The organism is Escherichia sp. MOD1-EC6098 (assembly GCF_002965865.1).
GTDB classification, from domain to species: Bacteria; Pseudomonadota; Gammaproteobacteria; order Enterobacterales; family Enterobacteriaceae; genus Escherichia; species Escherichia marmotae.
Genome location: NZ_PTSN01000048.1, coordinates 1 through 4,818, shown reverse-complemented (window position 1 = coordinate 4,818; position 4,818 = coordinate 1). Strand labels below are relative to the sequence as shown.

Here is a 4,818-nt window from a genome sequence, read left to right as displayed (position 1 = left end):
TTTTCTACCTCATGTCTCTCACGCACCCAACTGAAAGCGAATTCATTGATTGGGCTTGTTACACCTTCTGGTCTTTTAGTTTTTGACTTGAGACGCTCGCGCAATTTCTTAAATAGCTGTCGTATCCATTTGTTGCTTTCTTCTACGGCAGTACCATCAGGCAGACGCAAATCGAAGCGACTCAAGAAGACTCGACTGTAACTAGATAACATGGCATCAAGTTCCTCCACTATCGGCCTGAGGATATCTAACCGAACACCGGATTTCTCCGTAGTGTTGATTTGGTACGCGCGACCATTATGGTAAAACGTATCACCAGCAATGACTGGATACCTACCGTGAGCGTGAGTTATGACTGTGTAAGGCGTGGTTTGTGTGAGCTGTGATTGCACTGACTGCGGATGTACTAATTCTAACAATATACCTCCTCTTACTTTACATAAATTTACTCTCATCTGTTAAATACTGATCCATATAACATGCCGTTATTATCATTATGACCACCGACAAATGTTGCTACTGCGATGCCTATAAAGGCGCATAAATAAAGGGTGAGGTAGGCAAATAACGGCATTAGTATTTCTTCGTACAAAGTTTACGGTATATAAAATCCTATTATGTATGTTAGTGTCAAGTGCATCGATGTGCAAGCGTTTTTATCCATCGGTGCTTTTCGGGTTTGTTATCCTCAATTTTTTTTGATTTGAGGATGTGCGTTAACATGGTTTGGTGTGTTAGTTGGTGGTGAATCTGGTTTTGAGTTATGCCCTAAAATCGATTTTAGGGTCACTAAAACGAAGTCACGAACTAGGTTTTGCGGATTCACACCACGGGGTAGTTAAAATTATCAACGGAAATTGATTTTCCAAGGCATCTGCAGAGTAAATTTTCAATTTACGGAGAAAAATGATGTTTTACTCAATGTCAAAACAAGAGAGAGAAATTGCTCTCCAGTTGGCTAAAGAAAAGAGAGAGCAACAAAAGCGAGAATGGACTGCGCTGGCAGAAGCGGGAAAAATACGCCAACATTTCGCTGACGCTAATCACTGGGCAAGGCTCCGTAGTCAATACGGGATTACATCTCCGAATAAATTAGCCCCCGCAGAAAGTGAGCATGGAATGAAAATTCTTAGACGAACGATCAGACTGACCGGAGGATTCGAGTGGTTCAATGAGTCTTTCGGTATGGACATCAAGCAGTTTGTCAGAATGAACCCTACGTGGCCTGCATACGCTATTCAGGGGGTAATCCTTGAAGAGTGGGATGATTATCAAAACAATCAGAATTGATTTTAAGGCCTCTAAAACACTCTCTAACGAGCTAAACGGGGTTATTCGTTTTAGGAGGTTTGTGTTTCAGGTGGCCTGAAAAAAGGTAATGTCTGCCTAATGCCCCCGTGGTGGGTACACCAGAAAACGGGGAGCGGAGCGACCTTCGTCTAGCTCGTTTCTTGTTTTTGTCTCACCCTGCAAAAGGTTCGATTGTGTGGGTGAAGTGCCAGACGGTTGCAATCACACTTTACCTCTTACAGCTCCTTAGTTGCTCATTTTATCAGGTGCTAGTTATCGTACAGCGAGACGGGGTAGAGCCTAACTCTTTCGCGGTTAAGTTACGTTCCCACCGTTTGCCTGTTTATCCTGCCGGAGTCCGGGGCTAAGACCTGAGCATCTAAGGTGCAGATATGGGTTTAATGTCGTTGAATGGTATTAAGCTGGTAGTGACAAAGCTAGCCAGCCCTGCTAGGATTTAGATTGCTACGTCTGATCCTGGCAGGTATCTGCAAAGAATTAGAGTACCGAAGCCCTGTGATTCTGTCACGGGGCTTTTGTACATTTATCGTATGTACATCGTTTTGAACCTGCCAGATTGTTGTTGCCGCTCGCCGCAGACCTAGCGACCGAACTAGTGGGCGAGGAAGCAGAAGGTTGTTTGAGCTGGTACGTATCCCTTACACCGTTTTAATGCTTGAATAAGCTCGATATAAGCCATTATAATATGCCTGTTTAGTGGCTATATAGGGTGTGCTTATGCCTTCTATTTTTGATTTCGAACGGCAGGTTTTTGAGCGTGAAGGTGTGCGGATTATTGTGCGCTCTGATGATATGGATATTGAAGTACCTCCTTATGATTATCAGCGTCAGGCATCCGGTGGGACCCGTTTATCTGATTTTTTGGATAACCGTATTTGTCCTCTTTTAAGCTCTTGTAAACTGACCTGTACCGTTGTCTCTGGGGATGGTAATTCTTCTGTCCACGGAAATACCAAGTTGGAAAGTATCCGTGCCAGCTATGAAAAATAGTGGCTACTTAGTTTCTTTTTAAGCATCATTTTGCCTGAACTTATCAAGCAAGTTAGATTGATTTAATCAAATTCTGCTTCCATAACTACATTTAGTAAAAGTATTTGTTACCGAATGTAGTAAGGAAGCGGAATTTCCCCGATAGTTTGATTTGAGCACTTACGCGCTGATGTTTTTTTCAGCCTGTGTAGCGATGCTTCTGTCTAGCTTGTGTATCTATATCCTCTCCCCCTCTTAACTTGCCATTATCACTTGTTACATCCGCTGTCTGACTGCTTGGCGTAGAAGGTCAATTGTTAGTTGATATACCTGTCTATGAATACTCTTGCCGTACAATAAGCGCGTACATCGTGATGTAGATTTGCAATCAACATTTTGGTGTTAGTTATAAGCTAACTTGTAGTAGATAGGGATTCTTTAATGACGCATAACAACTTGAAAATTAATAATATTTATTTTTTCTTATACATGGCTACTCCGTTGCTCCCATTGGTAACCTACTTTTTTACTATGAATGATACAGCTACCATCGCTGTTTTTTATGTAGCCGCTATTGCTTGCATAATATTTGACCAAAAAGAAATAGCTAAGGCTGTGAATGAATATGCGCCTCAGTTTGCGGCCTCGGTTATAGGGATTATTCTTTTTTCGCCTCTGTATGTTTACAGTCGATCTAAAGCCGTGGGAGCGAAATTGAGTCGACGATTGGTATGGTCTTTCGTTTACATTGTAATTCTGTTGGGTGTTTGCTTTACCACTGCTGTTTTAGCTGATAACGACGCTCTTAAAAGCACAGCGTGCGAGGTTACAACTTCAATATTGAAAGATAAGGGAAGTAATGTGACATGTCTTGTTGTTGAAGATATTAAAGAAATCACTGATCAGCATTACCGCGCTAAGGCTGTATTATCCAATGGTGCAGATATGCCTATTGTCATTGAAGAACGGGATGATGGTTATATTTACGTCACGCTAGCACCCTTGAGCGATCTATTCGATTTATTCGATTAACTACTTTGGGGGGAAAGTTTAGTAATTACCTGCTTTCCTCCTGAACACTTCATCATGTTATCAACCATAGCGCATGAGCTGCATGGTCTAATATCGGTCACGCTAGCAAGCATCGAGTAGCCCTAAAATCGAAATATCGGTGAGGGATTCCGTGGTCTCCTTTGAGTAGACGTAATTGATACGTGTCGTTGATGTTGGAACTGAGTATCAAAATTGCTTTATTTTAACTTATTTGATACTGTATCGTTGATGTCATTGATATGAGACTTTTTGGGGGGACTATGGGAACTTTCGGGTATGTACGAGTAAGCAGCAAAGATCAGAATGAATCACGCCAGATTGAAGCGTTAGAAACACTGGTTGATGAGATTTTGATTGATAAGGCCAGCGGTAAGAATGCAGACAGGCCAGCTTTAAAAGAGTTAATGAGTAAAGTTCGCTCTGGTGACACAGTTCGAGTTAAAAGCGTTGACCGTCTGGCACGTAATACCCGTGACCTTCTGGATATACTGGATGAACTGACTACAAAGGGCGTGAGAGTTGAGTTTATAGATAATCACATGACTTTTGATGATTCCCCCACCAGCAAGTTCATAACCACCATGTTGGGAGCCGTTGGTGAGTTGGAACGCTCTTTTATTCGTCAAAGACAGGCAGAGGGTATCAAGATTGCAAAGGCGAAAGGTGTGTTCAAAGGGCGACAAAAAGATGATGAAATCCGCAAGAAGGTCGCTGAATATTTGGCTAAAGGAACATATACCAACGAAGAGATTTATAAGTTAGTTGGATGTGGGCGAGCTACATTTTTTCGAATCAAGAAGGAATTAAGTAAATCTCTGTAGATTGAAATATATGTCCGATTATTAATATCAACGCCCATGATAGCCAGGGCGTTTGATAGAGCTTCAGAAATGAGAATTATGCGCCATATTTTTATGTCGCCTAAGATAGCGGGGAGAAAACGTTGTTAAACGCGCTTAAAAGGGTGTGCAGCGCGTTTTTTGTATAGGTAAGGAAAATTTTTTGGGGATTTACGGCCTTAGAGGCTGCTATATTAATTATTTCGCGAGCGAGTTATTCTGTTACGAAGTTGCGAGGTTGAATGCACTCGATCGTATTTTCCTGTTTGATACTTCCCGCGAACTTTAGCCAGATACGATAGCCAATAGATCGGTCCCTCCAGTGTTTCAGGTTGACCGCGCTCGATAACATAATGGTTTGGGTATTCGGCCTTCTTCTTCGCTAAATGCACCAGCGTATGCTCACCACCAGTTAGTTGACACCAGATATCAATGATTGCGCTTCCCACTCCGTATGATCTCCCTCCCAATCGGTTTATTTGCCGATGTGGTAGTGCAATCCAGCAATGGTAATGGTCTTTTTCTACCTCATGTCTCTCACGCACCCAACTGAAAGCGAATTCATTGATTGGGCTTGTTACACCTTCTGGTCTTTTAGTTTTTGACTTGAGACGCTCGCGCAATTTCTTAAATAGCTGTCGTATCC

General features: G+C 42.2%; 5 protein-coding genes and 1 pseudogene. 4 read left to right on the top strand and 2 right to left on the bottom strand.

Features of this window, described 5'->3' with window-relative positions; all coding sequences use genetic code 11:
- Positions 1 to 419, bottom strand: a pseudogene (locus tag C0K55_RS25220) (YagK/YfjJ domain-containing protein); the annotation flags it as partial.
- Positions 420 to 906: 487 nt separating this feature from the next.
- On the opposite strand from C0K55_RS25220, the gene C0K55_RS25215 reads away from it, so the two are divergent.
- The 4 genes from C0K55_RS25215 to C0K55_RS25200 all read left to right on the top strand — a co-directional run bounded on the left by C0K55_RS25215 (position 907) and on the right by C0K55_RS25200 (position 4,154).
- On the top strand, positions 907 to 1,290 hold the full coding sequence (locus tag C0K55_RS25215; RefSeq protein WP_138984128.1) for a hypothetical protein: 384 nt from the start codon (positions 907 to 909) through the stop codon (positions 1,288 to 1,290).
- Positions 1,291 to 2,028: 738 nt separating this feature from the next.
- Positions 2,029 to 2,301 (top strand): hypothetical protein, encoded by a 273-nt coding sequence (locus tag C0K55_RS25210; RefSeq protein ID WP_054413158.1) that lies wholly within the window; start codon positions 2,029 to 2,031, stop codon positions 2,299 to 2,301.
- Between the two features lie 420 nt (positions 2,302 to 2,721).
- Positions 2,722 to 3,312 (top strand): hypothetical protein, encoded by a 591-nt coding sequence (locus tag C0K55_RS25205; RefSeq protein WP_105267020.1) that lies wholly within the window; start codon positions 2,722 to 2,724, stop codon positions 3,310 to 3,312.
- Positions 3,313 to 3,593: 281 nt separating this feature from the next.
- Positions 3,594 to 4,154, top strand: a complete 561-nt coding sequence (locus tag C0K55_RS25200) for a recombinase family protein (RefSeq protein WP_028132707.1) — start codon at positions 3,594 to 3,596, stop codon at positions 4,152 to 4,154.
- 212 nt (positions 4,155 to 4,366) lie between these two features.
- Here C0K55_RS25200 and C0K55_RS25195 read toward each other — a convergent pair.
- Positions 4,367 to 4,818 (bottom strand): YagK/YfjJ domain-containing protein (locus C0K55_RS25195; protein ID WP_123059777.1); only part of this gene is annotated, 452 nt, incomplete at its 5' end.